This is a genomic window from Leifsonia sp. 2MCAF36 (assembly GCF_052115525.1).
Lineage (GTDB): Bacteria > Actinomycetota > Actinomycetes > Actinomycetales > Microbacteriaceae > Leifsonia.
The window spans coordinates 322,210-341,337 of record NZ_JBFRGV010000001.1; the positions used below are offsets into that span (position 1 = coordinate 322,210).

Genomic DNA, 19,128 nt, shown 5'->3' on the forward strand with positions numbered 1-19,128 from the left:
GATCGCAAGCGGGCCTTACGCTGAAACGGACCGCAGCGCGACGCAAAGGAGCCTCATGAAGCTTGAACATCTTCTGCTCGGAATCCTCCTCGTCAAGCCTCGAACGGGATACGACCTCACCCGCTACATGGACATGGAGGGCGTCTTCATGCGGCCCCGTACCCAGATGAGCCAGGTGTACCGGTCCCTGACCCAGATGGCCGAGCGCGGTTGGGTGTCGTACGAGGTCAGCAGTCGGCCGGGGGCCCACGACGCCAAGATCTACCGAACGACCGCGCTCGGGCGGGAGGTGTTCATGGGGTGGCTGAACAGTACGTACCACCCGGCGGTCGACGCCGTTAACTACGAGTTCCGTGCGCGCGTGTTCTTCTCGGCCTTCCTCGGCGAGGAGGCACTCATCGACCTGCTCACCCGGGAAATCGACGGGCGCAAGAAGCAGATCGCCAAGTACCGCTACCGAGATCGCACGATCGACGCGGATCCCGGCTCAGGATTCAAGGTGGAGCTCGCGACGATGGTCGAGGATTTCGAGCACGAGTTGGGGGCCGAAACGATGGACAGGCTGGTGGAACGCCTGACAGAGCTGCGCGAAATGGTGCGCAAGCGCCAGCGCCAGCTCGCCGAAGAGAGCACGCATGTCGGCGCCCTCCGAGCCTGATGCCCGGCCTCTGGCCGAGCGCCACCCGATCCCCCAGGCCGTCGTACCCGGCGGAACCTTTCTCATGGGTGACTCGACAGGAGACGGCCGCGTCTCCGACGGCGAGACCCCGCTGCACAGCGTGGAGCTTGCCGCCTTCTCGATCGACGCGCACAGTGTGACCAACGACGCTTTCACCGCGTTCGTCGACGCGACCGGCTACCGGACCGAGTCGGAGGTCTTCGGGTACTCGGCGGTGTTCCATCTCGCCTTCGCCGGCGAGGACACGGACATCCTCGGCCGTCCTCCGCAGACCCCCTGGTGGCTGGGCGTGAAGGATGCGGACTGGAGACATCCCGGAGGACGCCACAGCACCCTGGAGGGTCTGGGCGATCATCCCGTCGTGCACGTGAGTTGGAATGACGCCCAGGCCTACTGCGCCTGGGCCGACCGGCGCCTCCCGACCGAAGCGGAGTGGGAATTCGCCTCGCGCGGAGGGCTGGAGGGCGCTCGCTACCCCTGGGGCGACGACCTTCGCGTCGACGGGGAGTGGAACTGCAACATCTGGCAGGGAGTCTTCCCCACCAGCAACGACCTGGAGGACGGGTACCTCACCACCGCCCCCGCGCGCCACTACCAGCCCAACGGCTATGGCCTCTACCAGACCGTCGGCAACGTCTGGGAGTGGTGCCAGGACTGGTACGAGCCGGGATACTACGCGCGCTCCCCTCGAACGGCACCAGACGGGCCGGACGAGGGAGCCCAGCGAGTCCTGCGCGGAGGATCCTTCCTCTGCCATGACTCGTATTGCAACCGGTACCGCAACTCAGCGCGATCCCAGAACACCCCGGATTCCGCTATGTCGAACGCCGGTTTCCGCACCATTGCTCTGCAGATCGAACCAGGGAAGGGACTCCAAATGAGCGAACAGGAAGAGAACCAGCAGGCGATCCCCGATTGCTGCGCACCCGGACGGGGCGCCTTCCTGCAGCCCGCACCGGAAGAACCGTCACTCCCCGCGTGAGTCTTCAGCGGTGAAAGGGGGCGGCGGCGGCCCGATCGCCGCCGCCCCGGCCTGATGACCTACTGGATCCCTTCGCGGATCAGCCGCCACTGCTGAGTGGCACTGCCGTCGGCCGTGCGCTGCTGGGCGAACGCACCGTCGGCGGTGGATGCTCCGGCGATCTCGAGCGGCTTCCCGCTGTTGGCGTTGGTCAGGGTCCACCACCCCGCCGACGTGCTCGGCGCCCACACCTGGGTGGCGTTCCCGGTCGGGCCCCACTGGGACGCGCGTACGCCGTCCGCCGTCTGGGCGCCGGGGATCTCGAGTAGCTTTCCGCTGTTCACGTTGAACAGCTGCAGGCCGTTCGACACCGGGTGGACGTTCCACACCTGGCAGGCGTTGCCGGTGTCACCCCACTGGCCCGCCCCAGCTCCGTCGGCGAGCGAGGCGCCGGCGATCTCCAAGTACTTGCCGCTGTTGCGGTTCGTGATCCGGAACTGCGGGTCGAGGGCGGTGCCGGGCTGGTACAGCTGGATGGCGTCGAGCTCGGCGTAGGAGGTGCCCTTCGTGAAGGCGATGGTGTTCGTCCCCGCGTTCAGCGTCACGGTCTTCTGCGCCCAGCCGTACCGTCCCCAGTTCACCGTCGCCGGGTAGCTGATCGAGGAGGCCGCGCCGCCGTTGACGCTGACGTTGTGCGTCGAAGCGGCACCCGTCCCGTTGTCGTAGCGGACGTTGACGGTGTACGAGCCGGCGGCCGGAACATGGACCGTGAACGTGACGGAACTGGTCGCGTTGTTGATGTTCCCGACCTTGCTGCCGTTGGACGCGTCGGGGTCGGTGACCAGAGAGGTGTCGGAGGTGCGCGATGCCTTCTCGGCCTCGTACTGCTGGGCATCCAGCGGGATGGAGCCGACCCGGATGTCGTTGTACGTCGTCGTCAGGTTCTCGACGTTCGTCGCCTGGTACAGCGTCCGTCCGTCCACCGAGTAGTCGATGCTCTGCGCGAAGCCGCTGAAGGTGCCGCCCTCCGCGTCCGGACCGTCATAGGTGACCGCCATCGGCAGGCGCTCCCAGGGACCCGCGCCCAGGTTGTAGTTGACGTAGAAGTTCTGGCCGCCGTCGATGGTGCCGCTGGCGTCGAGCGACCACTTGGAGGCCACGACCACCATGCCCTTGGGTCCTCCGCCGGGCACCCACTTCACGAACGGGGACGACCCGATCCCGCGGCCGTTCGCCAAGGTGATCTGTGTGCCGATGCTGGTGGTCGGCGACCAGTTCAGGCCGTCGGGCGATGTCTTGAAGTAGACGGGGGCGGTGTTGTTGCTCTGCGAAGGCCGGTTGACCACCTCGAAGGTCGCCAGGTAGCGGCCGTCCGGCAGCTTGGTGACCGTGATCATGCCCGGGCGGTCGGACTGGTTGTTCGGGGCCGCGACGTTCGATTCGGCTCCCCAGGTCGCTCCGCCGTCCGTGGACCGCCGGTAGGCGACCGCCTGCAGCACGCCGGAGGACTTCTGACGCTCGTCCGAGAAGTAGGCGGTGAGACCGCCCTGCCCGTCGACCGCGAGCGAGGGCTCCCAGACAGTCGACGTCGTCGAGGTGGGACTCGGGTCGTAGACCGCGGGTCCTCCGGTGTCGATCGTGCTCAGGTACGACCAGCTCGTCCCCTGGTTCGTGCTCTTGTAGACGACGAGCCGGCTGCTGGAACGATCCTGCGGCATGATCATCCCGGCGAGCAGGATGGTGCCGGCCGCCAGACCGCCGGTCGCCTGCGGCACTTCGAAGAGGAAAGGCTGCGACGTGCGGGTCAGGGTCGGGAAGGTCGCACTCGGGACGACATCCGTCACGTGCGTCCAGCTCGTGCCGTCGTCGGTGCTGCGGTAGATCGGGTAGACCTGCACGCCGTTCACGAGGACGAGCTGGTCGTAGGTGACGAGCTGTGTCCCGTTCGCCGACCCGCTGTTCTTCAGGACGATGTTCTTGGCGTAGGTGGTGCCTGCCGGCCGGCCGCCCTCGGGGTTGAAGGAGGTGCCCGCCGCCGGCGAGTAGACGAGCGACCCGTTACCGGTCGTGACGGCCGAAGCGGGCGACGCCGTCAACGTCGCTGCGATGAGCGCGCCCGCGACGGCACCAGCGACCGCGAGCGCTCGAAGTCGTCGCCGCGGCGACGTACCCGACATGATGCGTGATGGAATCATCTTCGTTTCCTCTCTCGGTGGTCACCCGTCCGCGGTCGCGGGCGGGCGGTCACGACGTCGGGCGCGTCGTCACGAAGTGTCAGCTCAGCAGGATCTCGGTCCAGGAGATCGCCGGCAGCTCGATGCGCAGCTCCGAGCCGTCGCGGTGCACTGCGAGGTCGCGCAGCGCGACGCGCTCAGGGTCTTCGAGCGTGTTGGCGGCGTCGGGATCGGGGTCGCTGAGCGTCCGTGCGGTCGCCGTCAGCGCGCTGGCGTTGCCGCCGAGGGCCGCGAGGTCGACCACCAGTTCGGTCGGGTGGTCGACCGCCCGGTTCACAGCGAAGATCGCGTAGCGGCCGGCCTCCTGGTCGTGGGTGGCCACCGCATCCACGAGGGGGACCGCCCCGAAGCGCTCGGTCTCGTAGCTGTCGACCGTGACGTCGAGGCTCAGCGCGACACCGCGGCCGTGGGCCGAGGTCGCGGCGAATGGGAAGAAGGTGGTCTGCTTCCAGACCGGGCCGCCCGGCTCGGTCATGATCGGGGCGATGACGTTGACGAGCTGAGCGAGGGAGGCGCTGGTCACCCGGTCTGCGTGCTTCAGGAGGGTGATCAGCAGACTCCCGAAGACGACGGCGTCGGTGACCGTGTAGGTGTCCTCCAGCAGGCGCGGGGCGATCGGCCAGTTGTCGGTCCCGGTGATCCGGTCGACGTTCTCGAAGCGGGTGTTGTACCAGATGTTCCACTCGTCGAACGAGAGGTTGATCGTCTTCGAGCTGGCGCGCACCGCCTTGACGCTGTCGGCCGTCGCCACGACACTGCGGATGAAGTAGTCCATGTCCACACCGGAGGCGAGGAAGCTGCCGAGGTCTCCGGTGTTCTCGTAGTAGGCGTGGCACGAGATGAACTCGACGTCGTCGTAGGTGTGGCTGAGGGTGACCCGCTCCCATTCACCGAACGTCGGCATCGACGAGCTGGAGGAGCCGCACACCACGAGCTGCAGGTCGGGGTCGTACATTTTCATGGCCTGCGCGGCCTTGGCGGCCAGCCGCCCGTACTCCTCGGCGGAGCTGTGGCCCAGCTGCCACGGGCCGTCCAGCTCGTTGCCGAGGCACCACATCCGCACGTCGAACGGCTCGCTGCGCCCGTTGGCGGCGCGTCGCTTCGACAGGGCGGAGCCGCCGCGGTGGTTGGCGTACTCCAGCAGGTCGAGCGCCTCCGCGACGCCGCGCGTGCCGAGGTTCACCGCGAGCATCAGCTCACTGCCGACCTTGTCCAGCCAGTTCTGGAACTCGTGGAGTCCCACCTCGTTCGTCTCGGTGGAGTGCCAGGCCAGGTCGAGCCGTTCCGGCCGCTCCTCGCGCGGGCCGACGGAGTCCTCCCAGCGGAAGCCGGAGACGAAATTGCCTCCCGGATAGCGCACGGTCGTGACGCCGAGCTCCTTCACGAGCTCGATCACGTCGGTGCGGAAACCGTCCGCATCCGCCGCGGGGTGCCCCGGCTCGTAGATGCCGTCGTAGACCGCCCGCCCGAGGTGCTCGATGAACGACCCGTAGAGACGCGGGTCGATCTGGCCGATGGTGGCAGAGGAGTGGAGGGTGAGGTGCGCTTCGTGCATCGGGTCTTCCGTCGGTGAGTGGTCGGGCGTGGTCGGGCGGGCGGGAGTCGCGCTGGGCGACGTCAGCCGCGCAGGGAGATGTCGGGGAGGGAGGACAGCCGTTCGGCATGATGGCGGTAGCGTTCGGCGACCGGGTTCGGCACCCTCAGGAGGCCGTCAGGCGACTCGACGAGGTCGTGCAAGCCCATGGTGAGCAGGTGCTCCGCCCGCGGGCGGTCGCTGTGCCGCCACGTCCACTCGTACATGTCGAAGAGCGGCCACCAGACGTACCCGACGACCGGGGCGCCCTCGGTGCGCATCCGCTCGACCAGGGCGAGGGAGTCGTCCAGCCAGGCGATGCGCGCGGCCACGGTTCCGGTCACGCACGTCTCGGTGACCATGACGGGCGCGTCGTACCGCGCGGCGAAGGCGTGGAGGGCTTCGCGGAGCCCGTCCGTGCCCCGGTCGACGCTGGGCCGCGGATCGGCGAAGCCGCCGCCGTGGTGGATGCCACGCTCGAATAGTTCCGTCGAGTGCCGGGGGTAGTAGTTGACGCCCATGACGTCGGGGCGGATGGCGTGGGAGCGGAACCAGTCGAACTCGTCGTCGGTGAGCGCCCCGGCGAGTCGCTGCCGCAGCGGGTGCGCAGCATCCACCCGTCCGGTGACCAGGTCCTCCACCAGATGCACCTGATGACGCAACCGCTGGGCTTCGTCGTGGTGCTCCGGTGCGTCGTCGTCGCCCACGAAGCTCATCGCCGCGTCGACGTGGACGAACGTCGCACGATCGCCGACCCGCGCGGCCAGCGCCTCCTGGCTCAGCACGAAGCCGCGCGCGAGGTTGGCGGCGATCGCGGCGAATCCCGCGGCGCCGGTCAGGTAGGGCGGCCAGTAGCCGTACTCGCCGGAGAACAGCGCGTGGATGACCGGCTCGTTGACCGGGGTGTAGTCCAGAACACGGTCGCCGTAGCGGGCGCCGAACCGGTCGGCGAACTCGGCGACGTGCTGCGGATAGTCGGGTGCGGCGAACTGGCGGTCCAGCCACAGCGGGGTCCCGTAGTGCAGCAGGTCGATGAGGGGACGCAGCCCCGCCTCGAGCAGCGCATCCACGGCCCGGTCGGTCCAGTCCCAGTCCCAACGGCCGGGTTCGGGCGCCACCCGATACCAGGGCACTCCCCAGCGCAGCACCTCAGCACCGACGCCCGCGGCGAGCGCGAAGTCGTCGCGGCAGCGCTCGTAGTGCTCCGTCAGCGCGTACTCGTCGATCGCACGCTCACCGGGCCGCTCCTGCGGCACGAAGGTGTCCTCGATGCCGAGGCCGAGGTGCAGCCGGCCGTCCTCGAACCAGCGCGGCGCCATCACTTCAGTCCCGTAGTGGCGACGCTCTCGATGAAGCGGCGCTGCATGATGAGGAACATCACGGCGAGCGGAAGGACCGCGATCAGCGACCCGGCCATCATGGTGCCGTAGGGGATGATGCCGCTCGGTCCGGTGAGGAGGGTCAGGCCCGACGTGATCGTGCCCATCTCCGGCGAGGTCGTGAAGACCAGCGGCCAGAGCAGGTCGTTCCAGTTGTTCACGAACGTGAAGATCGCGAGCGTCAGCAGGGCGGGCACGGCGTTCGGGAGGACGATGCTCCGGAAGATCCGGAACTCGCCGGCCCCGTCGATCCTGGCCGCGTTGTCGAGGTCCCGCGGCAGCGCGATGAAGAACTGCCGCAGGAAGAAGATGCCGAAGGCGTCGGCCGCGCGCGGGATGATCAGCCCGGCGAACGTGTTCACCCAGCCGAGCTGGGCCACCAGCTGGTAGACGGGGATCAGTGTCGCCTGGAACGGGATCATCAGGCTCGCGACGATGACGATGAGGATGACCCGGCTGCCGCGGAAGTCGATCCGCGCGAGGGCGTACGCCGCCAGCGAGTCGAAGACCAGCGCGAACACCGTGACCCCGCCGGCGAAGACGAGGCTGTTGACGAACAGCCGGCCGAACGGGAGATCGCTGAAGATCTTGCCGAAGTTGTCCAGGGTCCATGTGCCGGGCAGCAGCGTCGGCGGGTAGGCGTTGATCTCCGAGGCGGGCTTGAAAGCGGTGAGCACGATGACGATCACCGGCAGCAGCACGATCAGAGTCAGCACCAGGGCGGCGGCGAAGAGCAGCCAGCGCTCTGCCGAGCGTCCCAGCCGGCGGCGTGGGGCGGCGGGGCGCCGCGCGGTTCCGGCGGTGGCGAGCGTGGCGGTCATGCGAGGTCCTTCTCACGTCGGCCGAAGAAGCGGAACTGGATGAGGCTGAGGATGAGCGTCGCGGCAAGCAGCACATACGACAGAGCGGTCGCGAGGCCCAGGTCGAGCTTCTTGAAGCCCTCCTGGTAGATCTCCATCACGACGGTCTGGGTCGAGCGGTACGGACCACCACCGGTCATCACGTAGATCTGGTCGAACGCCTGCAGTGCAGCGATCATCGCGAAGACGACCACGAACGCCAGCGTGTTGCTGAGCTGAGGGAGGGTGATGCTCACGAACCGCCGCCACGCTCCGGCACCGTCGATCTTGGCCGCCTCGTACAGCGACTCCGGGATCTCCTGCAGACCGGCGATGAAGATCACCATGTAGAACCCGAAGCTTTTCCAGATCGCCACCAGCACCACGGTCGGCATGGCGAGCGCCGGATCCTGCAGCACGTTGCCGAGCTGCACACCGACGCTGCGCAACCAGAAGTTGAGCAGGCCGACCTGCGGGTCGAGGAGGTACGTCCAGGCGAACGCCGCGACCGCGAGCGACACGATGAACGGAAGGAACAGCGCCGTGCGGAAGAAGCCGCGCCCGATCAGTCGCCGGTTGGTCAGCAGCAGGGCCAGCAGCAGCGCGGCGATCAAAGCCGTCGGCGTGAAGAGGACGGTGTAGAGGGCGGTGTTGCCGAGCGTCGCGAACACCCGCGGGTCGGTGAAGACCCGCACGTAGTTGTCGAAGCCGACCCACTCCTCCACCCCGAACCCGCTGGCGTTGGTGAACGACAGCCGGAGGGCCGAGAGCATCGGCCAGCCGACGAAGGCGATCAGTACGACAATGGCCGGGAGCAGGAAGAGCAGGGCGACCGGGCCGCGGCGGCGAGCGGGGCCGCGCCTGCCGCCGAGCGGCGCAGGCGGGCGGTACGGCCGCCCGGTGCGGGAACGAGTGAGAGTGGTCATGATCGCTTTCGGGGAGGTGGTGGACCGCCACCGGTTGGGGGGATGGGGGCGGGGGCGGTCCACCTGGGTCACTTGCCGAGGGCCTGCTGCACCTGGGTGGAGGCGGACTTCAGCAGTGCGGCAGGGTCGCCGCCCGCAAGCGACTTCTGGGTCGCCTCATCGACCGCGGCGAGCACGTCGGTGCTGTTCGCGACGCCGGGGAGGAGTGGCCGCGCGTCACCGACGAGGTCCGTGAGCGACGCGACGACGGGGTTGGACGAGACCGCGGAGGACGGGATGTCCGTTCGCAGCGGCGGCCAGCCGGAGCCGAGCGACCACTTGGTCGCCACCTCCTTGGTGAAGAAGTAGTCGAAGAACTTCTCGGCGGCAGCCTTCTTCGCGGAGTCCGCCTGCGCGGTCACCGCGGCGGAGATTCCGATAGCAGAAGCCGCGGCGCCCTTCGGGCCTGCCGGGATGCCGGCGATGCCGTAGTCGATCTTGTTGTCGGTGGCGACACCGGCCATCCACGGGCCGCCGATCTCCATCGCGGCCTTGCCGGACGAGAACAGCTTGTCGCTGGCGACACCGTCCAGCCCGGTGGGCGAGATCTTGTCGGCGGTGACCGCCTTGGACCAGTAGGAGAGCGTCTCCTCATTCTGCGAGGAGTCGAGCGCCGACTTGGAACCGTCGATGATCTTCCCGCCGTTGCCGTAGAAGAGGCTCGCCCAGACGCCGTTGCCGACGGTGGCGTGGTCCGGGAGGGCCAGGCCGTACTGCTCGGGCGTGCCGTCGCCGTTCTCGTCCACCGTGAGCTTCTTGGAGTCGGCGACCCACTCATCCCAGGTCTTCGGGAAGGAACTGATGCCCGCCTTCTGGAACAGCGCCTTGTTGTAGATGACGGAGAGCGGCACGAACCCGGTCGGAACACCGTAATACGAGCCCTCGATCTTCTCCATGTCCACGGCTGCCGGACGGAGCGACGCGTTCTTCGTCGCGTCGCTCGCGTAGAAGTCGTCGAGCTTCGCGAAGGCGCCCTTGGATGCGTACACCGGCAGGTTCTCGGCCGGCATGGCCACGATGTCCGGGCCCTTCTTCGCGGAGAGCGCGGGCAGGAGGGTGTCACCGATGACCGCCCACGTCTTGGTGGTGGTCTTGATGGTGATGTTCTTCTGGGACTTGTTGAAGTCGTCCACGATCTTGTCGAGGACCTTGCCGTCGGCCTCCGTGTAGCCGTGCCAGAAGGTGAGGGTCACCGGGCCCGAGTCGCTGGAGCCGGGGGAGCTGGAGCAGCCGGCCAGCGCCAGGGAAGCGCCGGCCACGACGGCGAGCGTCGTAAGCAGTTTCTTCATTGAATGCCTCTCGTGGGACCGACCGCTTCGTCGATCGGATCGGGTTTACAACGATGCACTATAACGTTGTAGAAGCAGTTTACGAAGACGGCGGGGCGACGTCAAGCGCCAAATTCAGTTCGATCGTGCCCACGCACCGAGCCGGGCCAAGCCCTCGTCGATCGTGACGGTCGGCGACCAGTCGAAGTCGGCGCGGATGCGGCGCTGGTCGAACCAGTGCGCGGTCGAGAGCTGCTCGGCGAGGAAGCGGGTCATCGGCGGCTCGTCCCGGCCAGGCCGAATCCGCCAGACGGCCTCCACGACGCCGCCCGCTGTACGGGCGACGGGTGCTGGCACCCGCCAGGATGGGGCCGGAACACCGCACGCGAGGCAGATGCCCGCGAGGAGTTCGGCCACCGGGCGCGGCTCGCCGTTCGTCACCACGTACGAACGGCCGTGGACCGACTCGGCGCGGTCGAGCGCGGCGATGAGGGCCGACACCGCGTTGTCGATGTAGGTCGTGTCGATCAGCGCGGCTCCGCTGCCGATGAGCGGCAGACGCCGCCGTCTGGCGCGTTCGACGATACGGCCGACGAGCTGCGGGTCGCCCGGTCCCCACACCAGGTGGGGTCGCACGGCCACGACGGCGAACCCCGGCGCGTCGGCGGCGAGCGCCAGACGTTCCCCCTCGGCTTTCGTACGCGCATAGTCGCCACGAGCGTGCAGAGGGTCAGCGGGGAGGGCAGGGTCGCCCATGAGCGATGCGCCCGTGTGCGCGACGGACGGCGACGAGACGTGCACGATGCGGCGCACGCCCGCGGCACGCGCTTCCCCCAGGACGATCCGGGTGCCGCCGACGTTCACGCGATCGAAGTCGGCCACTGCCCCGGCCAACGAGACCTTCGCGGCGAGGTGGACGACGGCGTCGACGCCCTCGACCGCGGCACGCACGCGCACGGCGTCTGTCACGTCTCCCCGCACGTCGTCGGCTCCGGCGACGCCCGATGGGCGGCGCTGAAGAGTGCGCACCTCGTCCCCCCGGGCGACGAGCGCCGACGCAACGGCGCCCCCGAGGAAGCCGCTCGCTCCGGTGACCAGTACCTTCACGGACGGCCCGCCCGTTCTCCGCGCAGCACCGCGTCGGCCCAGGCCGCGAGCGCGGTGCGGTCGATCTTGGAGTTGTGACGGATGTCGGTCGGCAGCGCCGCTACGGTGAGCACGGCCGCGAGCGGCCGGGGAGCTGCCGCTCGCACGGCGGCCGCGAGCGGTGCGGGGGCGAGCCCCGAGCGCGCCGGCCCATCGAGTTCGACCACCGCCACCAGCGCCTGAGTGCCGCGCGGGCCGACGCCGACGAGCGCAGCGCGGCGCACACCGCCGACGCCCTCGATCCGCTGCTCGATGCCCACCGGGGTCACGACGCCGTCGGCGGTGACCACGACGTGCTGGAGCCGTCCCTCGATCCACAGACGACCCTTCGCGTCCAGGTGGCCGACATCGCCGGTGCTGTGCCGCCGCGCCTCAGCCACGCTGTGCGCCTTCGCGACGCGGTCGACCGCCCAGAGCCGGTCGTACCCGTCGCGCAGGTGCGGCGCTTCGACGACGATCTCTCCGGTGACGGCCGGTTCGTCGGTGAGCCGGCCGAGCGGTCGGCCGTCGGCGTCGAGGGGGCTGATGCGGACCGTCACACCCGCGACGGGCGTGCCAACGCACACTCCGCCCGCGTCCGCCGGTTCCTCCGCCGCATCCGCCGCCGCATCGCCCGCCGCAGCTCGGATGCCTTCCAGCGTGATGTCGGTCATCAGAAGCCCTTCGGTCATCCCGTAGGGCGTGTGGGCGGTGGCGCCGGGCATGAGCGCGACGATGCGCTCGAGCAGCCGCGCCGGGACCGGCGCCCCGGCCGAGAGCACGGTCCGGATGCGCGCCAGAGCAGCGCGCTGTCCATCGTCGAGAGCATCGGCCGTCGCCACCACGTTGGCGAGAGCGGCCGGCGAGAGGAAGAGGACGGTCGCGTCGGCGGCTCCCGCGGCGTCGGCGACGGCTCCCGCGGTGAGAGTGCGCGGAGCGGTGACGTCGCCGACCGGGATCACCGACCGGGCGCCGAGCGCCGGCCCGAGAAGAGCGAAGGGCGCGAAACCGGCGACGATTCCCGTCTCGGCGCCCAGGTCGTAGTGGCCGGCGAGCGCGTCCCGCAGAGCACTGAGTTGAGCATGCGTGTATCGCACACCCTTCGCGGGACCGGTCGAGCCGGAGGTGAAGAGGACGGCCGCAAGGTCCGACGGCGCCGGGGTCGGCAGCGGCGGGCGATCGGACGCTGTCATCCGCGCTCTGCCCAGGCGCAGCAGGTCGCCGAGCGAGTGTTCGACAGCCAGGGAGCGGGCAAGCGTGGGTGACAAGGTGGCGACCGAGATACGGCGACCGGGCCACCCCAGAGCGCGCGCGGCGGCGAGCCCGGGGAGCGTACCGACGATGACGGTCGGGTGAGCGCCCCGGATCGCCCGCCCGAGGCCGCGCAGTCCGAGACCGGCATCCGCGACGACGACGACGGCGCCGATGCGCACCGCCGCGTAGAGCACGGCCGTGAGATCGGCCGACGGCGGCACGAGGAGGCTCACCCGGTCGCCGGGCCGCACGCCCGCGGCGAGCAAGCCCTGCGCCAGCTCGTCGACCCGTCGGGCGAGCTGCGACCAGGGGATGACGCGAGCTGCGCCCGACGGGCCTGCACCCATGTCGATCAGCGCGGGTGCGTCGCTGCCGGCGTTGCGCACGACCGCCGCCCACAAGGGATCGCTCGACCACTCCGTGGAGCCGGTCTCCGCCGCGCCCGCACCGGGCCGTTGGACTCTCGCATCCAGCCAATCCAGCACGATCGGCGCGTAGTCGACCTCCTCGGCGATGAGGTGACCCGCACCTTCGAAGCGATGGACGTCGGCGTGCGGCATCCGCTCGAGCAGGTCGCGCAGGTAGACCTCGCCGAACACGGGATCCCGCGGACCCCAGAGGATGAGCGCCGGGACCGTGAGAGCGGCGACCCCCGTCGCGATGCGGTCGAGCTCGGTGAAGCTCGGGTGGGACGCATCGACGGGGATGTCCGCGACGAAATCGCGGATGCCGCGCCGGCGTGCGGGTGACCGGTAGGCCGAACGGAAGGCGTCGCCGACCTCCGGCTCGAGTCGCGGCCGCGCGAGCGACAACGTCGTCTCGAGGAACGCCGGCGTCGCCGCTGTCGCGACGTCGAGCACGCCCGGCGCACGGGCGGCGCGCAGGGGCGCAGGAATCGGCCGACCGTCCGGCTGGTGCACCGCGGTGTTCAGCAGCACGACCCCGGACAGCGACTCCGGATGGTCGACCGCCCATCCCAGACTCACCGGCCCACCCCAGTCATGCCCGACAGTGACGACCGGACCCGCGAGACCCAGCGTGTCCGTGAGGGCGCTGAGGTCGGCGACCCGGTCGGCGAGACGTCGGAGGCGGTCGGTCCGCTCCGAGAAGCCCATCTCGAGCTGGTCGACGGCGATCACCCGCCACGCGTCCCGGGTGGGAGCGCCCAGGGCGGCCGCCGCCGCCTCCGCGACCAGACGGCGCCACAAGTACGACCAGGTGGGGTTGCCGTGCACGCACAGCAGGGTGCCGACGGGGGTGATACCCGCCGCGTCGAGCGTCGGACCCGTGTCGAGGAGGTGCCATTCTGCGCCGGCGGCGGCGACGATTCGCGAGAAGTCCCCGCCGAGGCCGGGGAGGCCGGGCGGCGGTACGGTTGCCCCCACGCGCGCGCTACCAGGCAATCTCGAGCATCGAGGTGTTGAGCCCGGAGCCCACTCCCATCAGCAGCACCCGGTCGCCGCGTCGCAGCGAAGCGGCCTCCTGCGCCAGGGTGATCGGAATCGAGGCGGGACCCATGTTCCCGAGCGTCGGATACGTCAGGGGGATGCGCGAGCGGTCCAGCTTCACGGCCTTCACGATCGCGTCGGTGTGCACGTCGGAGACCTGGTGCATGATGTACCGGTCCATCTGGCCCCAGTTCCAGTGCTTGCGGGCTTCTCGCCATGCCGCGGTCACGAGGTCCATGCCGCCCTTCAGGAGCGCTTTCGCGTCCGTGAACATGCCGTCGACGCTCCCGACGCACAGTGCGTTGAATTGTGTGGCCGCTCGTGTGACGCCGCCGAGCATGCGATGGCCGTCGGGATGCTGGTCCGTCCGGCCGATCACCGCGGCCGCCGCTCCCGACCCCAGGGTGAGGCTCGCGAACTCGCTCATGAACTCGGCACGTCCGATCCCCGCCCGCTTCAGGCGCTCGATCGTGTTGAGCTGCACCTGGTCGGCGTCCTCGCCGTCGACCACCACCGCATAGTCGATCTGCCCGGAGTCGACAAGGCCGGCGGCGAGGGTCATCCCGTTGACGAACCCGAGGCAGGCGTTCGTGATGTCGAAGTTGATGGCCGACGACGGCAGGCCGAGCCCGTGGTGGATGCGGACCGCGACCGACGGTTCGAGGTGCGGGCGCGTGATCGACGTATTGATGAGCAGTCCGACCTGGTCCGGTCGCACGCCCACCTCGGCGAGCGCACGACGTCCGGCGTCCACGGCTGCCGAGTCGAACGTCGCGCCCTCTTCCCAGTTGCGGCGCTCGCGAACCCCCGCGACCCTCTCCAACAGCCCCGTCGGTAATTTCAGTCGCTCCAGCACGGGCACCAGGTTCCGCTCGATCTCCTCGGAGGTGGTGACGCGCTTCGCCAGAGTGGTCGCGACCGAGAGCAACGAAACGTTGCTATGCCGGGTGGTTGCGTTTCCGGGAATGTGGGCCATTTCCACACCATAGTTCTGAAAACCGAGTTTGACCGGGGGGTTGCCAGCAGCGCCCAGTGAGGGTGCCGGTACGGGGTGACCGGGATCGCCTCCGGAGCCGCCGGGTCAACTGGCTGCGACCGGCTCATGGTGGAGGAAGGCGAGACGGGTTTATCGCGTGATCGTCATCAGACCCGCCGGCTCGACGACGACACGTCCGTCAACGACTCGGATGGGTTGCGGGTCGATGACGCCCCCGAGCCAGTCGCCTGACAACGCGCTGTTGCGAAAGGCGAGGAACATCGGCTGACCCGACTCGCGGTCCTCCACGACCCGGCCCACGTAGAGGTCGTCGTCGGTGATCTGCTGCGCGTTACTCGGGTCCCATGCGCCGGCTCCGTCGGCCACGACGGCCCAGACGCCGCCGGTGGAGCCCGAGGCGCGGCGTTCCGCTGAGAGCTCGCCACGAAGGCAGGAGAAGAACAGCACGGACCGACCGCCGATTTCTGCGGTGTTCAAGACCTCCAGCTGCCCGAAGCCGGCACCCGGCTCGGTCAACGGTCGTTCCAACCTCCAGTCCGTCAGATCCGTCGACGTCGCGGTTCCGATGACGCCTCGATCGTCCACGGGGCCGTGGTTGGAGCGTGCGGTGATCAGCATCCGCCAGGTGCCGTCCTTCTGCCGGTAGACGAACGGGTCCCGGAACGCCTGATCGTTCCACGTTCCATCGGTGATCACCTCGTACCAGCGCGAGTCGGCCTCCAGCACCGGGTTGGACCCGCCCTTGGTCCAGCGGATGAGGTCCCTCGAGGTGGCGACCCCCACGCTCTGGACGTTCCCGAGGGATGTCAGAGTCGCTCCCGTATAGAACATGTGCCACGTGCCGTCATCGGCGCGCACGACGCTGCCGGTCCAGGTGGCGAGGTCGTCGAACGCCGGCGCGTCGCTCCGTACGAGCGCGTCTTCGATCCGCTCCCACGAACGCAGGTCCGGGGACACGGCATGACCGACCGAGGCACGGTGATGCCGCGCGTCCGGGTTCTGGAGTGCCACGGAGGCGTAGAGGAAGAAGAGGTGGTACTGGTCCCCGTCGTCAACGAGCCAGAAGTCCCAGACGTAGCTGTCGGGGAGTGTGAACATGGATCAGCCTTTCAGGCCCTGTGAGGCGATGGAGTTGACGAACGAGCGCTGGAACGCGATGAACAGTCCCAGCACCGGGACGGTGATGATGGTCGCGTAGGCCATGATCTGACCCCACGACGTGTTGAGTTGTTTGAAGTAGTCGATGCCGACCATCGCGGGGCGGACCGATTCGCTCTGCGTGACCATGAGCGGCCAGAGGTACTGGTTCCACGCCGGCAGGAAGGTGAGGATCGCCACGGTGGCGATCGCCGGACCGGCCAAGGGCATGATGATCGACCGGTAGATGCGGAACCACCCGGCGCCGTCGACGCGGGCCGCCTCGTCCAGCTCCCGCGGGATGGAGTCGAAGTACTGGTAGAAGAGGAAGATCGAGAACGCGCTCGCGACGAAGGGCACGATCTGCACGGTGTACGTGTCGAGCCATCCCTGGATGATCTGGGTACCGTCGAAGTACGGCAGCTGGTTGACCTCCCAGAGCAGCGGAAGCGCCATCACCTCGAAGGGCACGATGAGCGTCGCCAGCACCACCCCGAGTGCCCACTTGCGGCCGGGCATCCGCATCCGTGACAGTGCGAAGGCTGCCATCGAGTTGATGATGATGCCGAGCACCACGGTGGAGACGGAGATGATGATCGAGTTCAGCAGGAACTGTGCGAACGGGACGCGGTCGAACACCCCGAGATAGTTGCTGAAGCTCAGGTTCCCGACGGGCAGGAACGCCTGGATCCCTCCCAGGTCGCCGAAGATCTGCTGATCCGGTTTGAAACTGGACACGATCATGAAGACGAGCGGCAATCCGAAGACGAGCGCCAACGCGATCTTCAGGACCAGTAGGAGCACACCGCGGCCGGATCGGGGAGGCTTTCGTTCGGGCTCTACCGGAATGGCGGGCGCCACCGGTGCGTGGCTGATGTCGGTGACGGAGGTGGTCATCGTTGTGCCTCCTTGTCGCGGGTGAGGTAGCGCTGGATCAGGGTGACCACGAGCACGAGGATGAAGAACACCAGCGAAATCGCGGAAGCGTAGCCGGTCTGCTGCTGCTGGAAGCCGCTCCGTACCGCTTGGAACACCAGTGTGGACGTGGAGTTGATCGGTCCGCCCTGGGTCATGATGTTGACCTGCGAGAACAGTCCGAATGCGGCGATCGTGATGGTGATCAGGATGAACGTCCTGGTCTGGCGGAGGCCCGGCCAGGTGATGTTGGTGAACTGCTGCCAGCGGGTGGCCCCGTCGAGGGCGGCCGCCTCGTACAGCTCTTCCGGGATGGTCTGCAGGCCGGCGAGCCAGATGATCATGTGGAAGCCCATCGCCTGCCACGCGGACATCAGGATGATCGCCACCAGAGCCCAGTGCGGGTCGGCGAGCCAGTCCGGACCTTGGATGCCCAGCTTGGCGAGGAGGACGTTGATCAGGCCGTCCTTCTGGTACATGAACAGCCACAGCATCGAGATGACGACGATCGACGTCACGACCGGTAGGAAGTACACGGTGCGGAAGAACGTCGTCCCCCGGGTGCGGCTATTGACCAGGACGGCGAGTATCAAGGCGAGGGTCGACTGCAGGGGGACGATCACGATGGTGAAGATGATCGTGTTGCGTAAAGAGGCCCAGAACGTGTCGTCGGTGAAGAGGTTGACGAAGTTGTCCACCCCGATGAACTGAGCCGGTTCGGGCGAGATCAACCGCGCGTTGGTGAACGCGAGCACGAAGGTCAGGCCGATCGGCACCAGCAGGAAGGTAAGGATCAAGACGGCCGCGGGGGCGAACATCAGGAAGGCGGTGGCGGCTTCCTTGGTCGGCCCTGCGACGGTTCGGCGAGCGGTGGATGTGATCCGCGCGTTCGACTTGGCGAGCGTAGTCATGGGTGTCCCTTGCGACGGGCGGGGGCCGATCCGGGCACGGACCGGCCCCCGTCGCATCACTTGAAGTAGTGGTTCGACTTCTGGTTGGCGTCGATGTCCTTGACCGCTTGGTCGAGGGTCGACTTGGGGTCGGCGCCGTTGAGGATGTCCTGCGCCGCCTTCGTGAATGTCGTCGCGATGAACGGGTAACCGGGAGTCACCGGCCGGACCTCGGCGAACTTCTTCGCGTACTCGCGGAAGAGGGCGTTCTCGCCGCCCTCCTGGTAGCCGGGGACCAGCGCTGCGGCACCTTCGGTGGCAGGAATGGTGCCTGCGGCCTTCGCCACCCCAGCGACGTTCTTGTCGCTGGTCGCGAACTTCATGTAGGCCATCGCACCAGCCTGGTTGGAGCAGGTCTGCGAGACGCCCCACTGCCAGGAGGCGCCACCGATCTTCGGTCCCTTGCCGAGGTCGACCGATGGCAGGAACACGACGTCATCGCCGAATTTCTGGCGCAGGCTGTCCGCCGCCCAGCTGCCCGTGTAGAGGATGGCGGTCTTGCCGTTGCTGAAGTCCGCTGCCGGATCTGCGCCGGACTTGCCTGCGATGTACCCGTCGGTGACGAGGCCGCGGAACCACTTAGCCCAGCTGACTGCGTCTGCACCGTTCAGTACTCCGTCGGCCGACTTGTAGCCGTCCCGGTTGATGAGGTCGCCGCCGGCGCTCTGAAGGAAGGGCGAATACGCGTAGGGCCACCATTCGCCAGTCGAACCGGTGCCGAGATCGGCGGCGTAGTCGTACTTGCCAGTGGCCTTGAGCTTGGCGAGCGCGTCGGCGAACTCCTGTTTGGTCCACGGCTGGTCGATCGTCGGCACGCGCACCCCGACCGAGTCGAGCGTGGACTTACGGGAGAACATCCCGAGAGCGACGTCGTAGAAGCCGTAGGAGTATGTCTTGCCCTCGTACTTGCCGACCGTCGATGGAAGGAACTTGGCAAGTTGGCTGTCGAGCCCGGTCAGCGGAGACAGGTACCCGGCCCATACCCAGTTCGGAACGTTCGGGCCGTCGATGTCCAGAATGCACGGCAGTTTCTTGGATGCGGCTGCTGCGGTTACTGACTGGTTGTAGGAGTCCTGGGGAAAGGCCTGCACCTTCACTGTGTACTTCTTCTGGCTCGCGTTGAAGTCGTCGACGATCTTCTGCACGGCTCCGAGCTCGGCCTTGTTTCCCGCGTTGTGGGTCCACATCACCAGATCGCCGCCGGCGGTGCCGGATCCTCCGCCGGCTTTTGCGCAGCCCGTCAGCGATACAGCGGCTGTGGCAGCGATGACCGCCGTAGCGACAAGCGCCCGGCGAGTTCTGATTCTCACTATTGATCCTCCGTTGGACTGTGATCACCGAAAGCGGTCGTCCGCCTTCACTGGAACTAAATGCATTTAGGTCGCTACCTAAATGCGTTTAGTA

At 68.1% G+C, this 19,128-nt stretch carries 15 protein-coding genes; 2 read left to right on the plus strand and 13 right to left on the minus strand.

The annotated features are described in order from the left end of the window. Positions 1-55 precede the first annotated feature (55 nt). Together AB4079_RS01500 and AB4079_RS01505 are read left to right on the plus strand one after the other, a co-directional pair. Positions 56-658 carry a helix-turn-helix transcriptional regulator gene (locus AB4079_RS01500; protein ID WP_441785507.1) on the plus strand — a complete coding sequence of 201 codons (603 nt, stop codon included), beginning with the start codon at positions 56-58 and terminating at the stop codon, positions 656-658. Then, positions 636-1,661, plus strand: coding sequence for a formylglycine-generating enzyme family protein (locus AB4079_RS01505; protein ID WP_441785508.1), 1,026 nt, complete (start codon positions 636-638; stop codon positions 1,659-1,661). The genes AB4079_RS01500 and AB4079_RS01505 overlap by 23 nt, the downstream gene beginning before the upstream one ends. A gap of 59 nt (positions 1,662-1,720) precedes the next feature. Here AB4079_RS01505 and AB4079_RS01510 read toward each other — a convergent pair whose 3' ends face one another. The 13 genes from AB4079_RS01510 to AB4079_RS01570 form a co-directional block, all read right to left on the minus strand. Continuing rightward, positions 1,721-3,835: an RICIN domain-containing protein gene (locus AB4079_RS01510; RefSeq protein ID WP_441785509.1), complete on the minus strand. Its 2,115-nt coding sequence runs from the start codon at positions 3,833-3,835 to the stop codon at positions 1,721-1,723. Positions 3,836-3,914: 79 nt separating this feature from the next. Continuing rightward, the gene (gene arfA, locus AB4079_RS01515; RefSeq protein WP_441785510.1) at positions 3,915-5,429 is read right to left on the minus strand and encodes an arabinosylfuranosidase ArfA; all 1,515 of its coding nucleotides are present in this window, start codon (positions 5,427-5,429) and stop codon (positions 3,915-3,917) included. A 62-nt stretch (positions 5,430-5,491) separates the two neighbouring features. Further along, positions 5,492-6,766, minus strand: coding sequence for a family 1 glycosylhydrolase (locus AB4079_RS01520; protein WP_441785899.1), 1,275 nt, complete (start codon positions 6,764-6,766; stop codon positions 5,492-5,494). Further along, positions 6,766-7,647 carry a carbohydrate ABC transporter permease gene (locus AB4079_RS01525; RefSeq protein ID WP_441785511.1) on the minus strand — a complete coding sequence of 294 codons (882 nt, stop codon included), beginning with the start codon at positions 7,645-7,647 and terminating at the stop codon, positions 6,766-6,768. The genes AB4079_RS01520 and AB4079_RS01525 overlap by 1 nt, the downstream gene beginning before the upstream one ends. Next, positions 7,644-8,591, minus strand: coding sequence for a carbohydrate ABC transporter permease (locus AB4079_RS01530; RefSeq protein WP_441785512.1), 948 nt, complete (start codon positions 8,589-8,591; stop codon positions 7,644-7,646). The genes AB4079_RS01525 and AB4079_RS01530 overlap by 4 nt, the downstream gene beginning before the upstream one ends. Positions 8,592-8,659: 68 nt before the next feature. After that, complete coding sequence (locus tag AB4079_RS01535; RefSeq protein WP_441785513.1) at positions 8,660-9,919, minus strand: ABC transporter substrate-binding protein; 1,260 nt, start codon at positions 9,917-9,919, stop codon at positions 8,660-8,662. Positions 9,920-10,033: 114 nt separating this feature from the next. Continuing rightward, positions 10,034-11,005: an NAD-dependent epimerase/dehydratase family protein gene (locus AB4079_RS01540; protein ID WP_441785514.1), complete on the minus strand. Its 972-nt coding sequence runs from the start codon at positions 11,003-11,005 to the stop codon at positions 10,034-10,036. Beyond that, entirely contained in the window at positions 11,002-13,662 is a 2,661-nt protein-coding gene (locus AB4079_RS01545; RefSeq protein WP_441785515.1) for an alpha/beta fold hydrolase, read from the minus strand. Before AB4079_RS01545 ends, AB4079_RS01540 begins: the two co-directional genes overlap by 4 nt. Before the next feature lie 7 nt (positions 13,663-13,669). Then, positions 13,670-14,701, minus strand: a complete 1,032-nt coding sequence (locus AB4079_RS01550; RefSeq protein WP_441785516.1) for a 3-oxoacyl-ACP synthase III — start codon at positions 14,699-14,701, stop codon at positions 13,670-13,672. A gap of 150 nt (positions 14,702-14,851) precedes the next feature. Beyond that, positions 14,852-15,820 carry a glycosyl hydrolase family 32 gene (locus AB4079_RS01555; RefSeq protein WP_441785517.1) on the minus strand — a complete coding sequence of 323 codons (969 nt, stop codon included), beginning with the start codon at positions 15,818-15,820 and terminating at the stop codon, positions 14,852-14,854. Positions 15,821-15,823: 3 nt separating this feature from the next. Then, entirely contained in the window at positions 15,824-16,756 is a 933-nt protein-coding gene (locus AB4079_RS01560; protein WP_441785518.1) for a carbohydrate ABC transporter permease, read from the minus strand. Next, complete coding sequence (locus AB4079_RS01565) at positions 16,753-17,685, minus strand: carbohydrate ABC transporter permease (protein WP_441785519.1); 933 nt, start codon at positions 17,683-17,685, stop codon at positions 16,753-16,755. Before AB4079_RS01565 ends, AB4079_RS01560 begins: the two co-directional genes overlap by 4 nt. 56 nt (positions 17,686-17,741) lie before the next feature. Then, positions 17,742-19,034 carry an ABC transporter substrate-binding protein gene (locus AB4079_RS01570; RefSeq protein WP_441785520.1) on the minus strand — a complete coding sequence of 431 codons (1,293 nt, stop codon included), beginning with the start codon at positions 19,032-19,034 and terminating at the stop codon, positions 17,742-17,744. Positions 19,035-19,128 lie beyond the last annotated feature (94 nt).